The sequence below is a fragment of the Halorubrum salipaludis genome (assembly GCF_002286985.1).
In the GTDB taxonomy this organism is placed as follows: Archaea; Halobacteriota; Halobacteria; order Halobacteriales; family Haloferacaceae; genus Halorubrum; species Halorubrum salipaludis.
The window spans coordinates 1-1,368 of sequence record NZ_NSKC01000027.1 but is presented as its reverse complement, the minus strand read 5'-3'; the positions used below and the strand labels follow the sequence as shown (position 1 = coordinate 1,368).

Sequence of the window (1,368 nt, the reverse complement as noted above, 5' to 3'; positions counted from 1 at the left end):
AATCAGTTGAGAGCACTAGAAACGCTAGAAACAAGTCACCTGGCACGAGTCAACACAATACGCGATTTATGGACATTTCTGAGACGCTCCAGACACTGTATACTGCGACTGTTGAACAAGACGATGGCACCTACCAGATCACCGTACCAGAACGTGAGATAGCCACCGGGACACTTGCTGAAGATGAGACATACCGTGTTGCGCTCATTTCGACGGCAGCATCGGATGTGGACGACACAGAGACGATTGGCCCCATCCAACCTACTGACCACGAAGATCAGCAGCAGGACTTCGAGGGCCCGCCCGTTGAGGAAGGTGACCGGCGGGAGGTCGAAATCGAGAATCTCGGTGACCAAGGCGACGGGATCGCGAAAGTTGAGCGCGGCTACGTCGTGATTGTTCCCGAGACGAATATCGGAGACCGCGTCACGGTTGAGATGCAACAGGTCCGAGAAAACGTTGCGTTCGCGGATGTCGTTGATGACACACCTCACGGGGAAGTCTAGGCCCGCAGGTTGGCACGAACGGGTGGTTATCGCAAACTTCTCACACTACTATAGGGTGTCATAGAAGATTTGCCACGACATTTATTTCGTGAATTCACAGTTGAATCAGCCGATAGAATGTGCCTGCGTATCTTGCTTCTCAACGGTCAAATTCGTTAGTCCCAACGAGATATGAGCCGTATAATAGGAGAGCAACTGGCACTAAAAACCCAAATAATGTCGACCCTGCGTAGAAGTTAGCTACCGCCAAGCCTAGTATTGATACTTGAAGACCGATGATGCTCTTGTTTGCGCTCACGTCAACTGTATTTTGTTCAATACAAATAATCTCCCGGCATCCTAGCTGACCTCATACGATATTGAGATCGGGAGATCTGATCGGATAATGAGTTCCCTGTTCTGAGCGATTCGTGAGTCCCCTAGATTGACCGTAACCGTGTCAAAATATGTCACTTTTTGAGAATTTCAACAGAGCCTCCAGACTGTAACAGCTGGTCGCCGATAACCGCAAGTTGGGGCTCCAACCGATTTTAGACGACATGATGACCTCGGCTTACATGGCTATCTGCTTCAGCACAACAGTACATAGCACAGCAGCATACTCTTACAATAGTACACCCAACACGTGACCATGACAATGGACATGGAAGAGTTTGAAGCGGCGGGGAACGGGGAGGAGAGGCTATCCACTAGCGAGGCAGTTGTGAAGTTCCTCCTCGAAAACAGGGATCGAGCGTGGCAACGCCGCGAGATCGCAGACGAAATCAACCGTGATCCGAACACCGTGGGAACGAACTTGAGTCGGTTGAAAGATCGCGGTCTCGTTCGCCACCGCAAGAATCATTGGGCGATCACAGACGAT

Annotated in this window: 1 protein-coding gene and 1 pseudogene; both read left to right on the top strand. The window is 50.7% G+C overall.

All coding sequences use genetic code 11. The features are described 5' to 3' along the window. Nucleotides 1-68: 68 nt before the first annotated feature. A complete protein-coding gene (locus tag CK500_RS16680) occupies nucleotides 69-506 on the top strand; it encodes a TRAM domain-containing protein (RefSeq protein ID WP_095638301.1) in 438 nt (145 codons plus the stop codon). 637 nt (nucleotides 507-1,143) lie between these two features. Then, nucleotides 1,144-1,368, top strand: a pseudogene (locus tag CK500_RS16675) (MarR family transcriptional regulator); the annotation flags it as partial.

Coding starts and splice junctions, on each gene's coding strand:
- CK500_RS16680 (WP_095638301.1), top strand. CDS start 69: ATGGACATTTCTGAGACGCTCCAGACACTGTATACTGCGACTGTTGAA.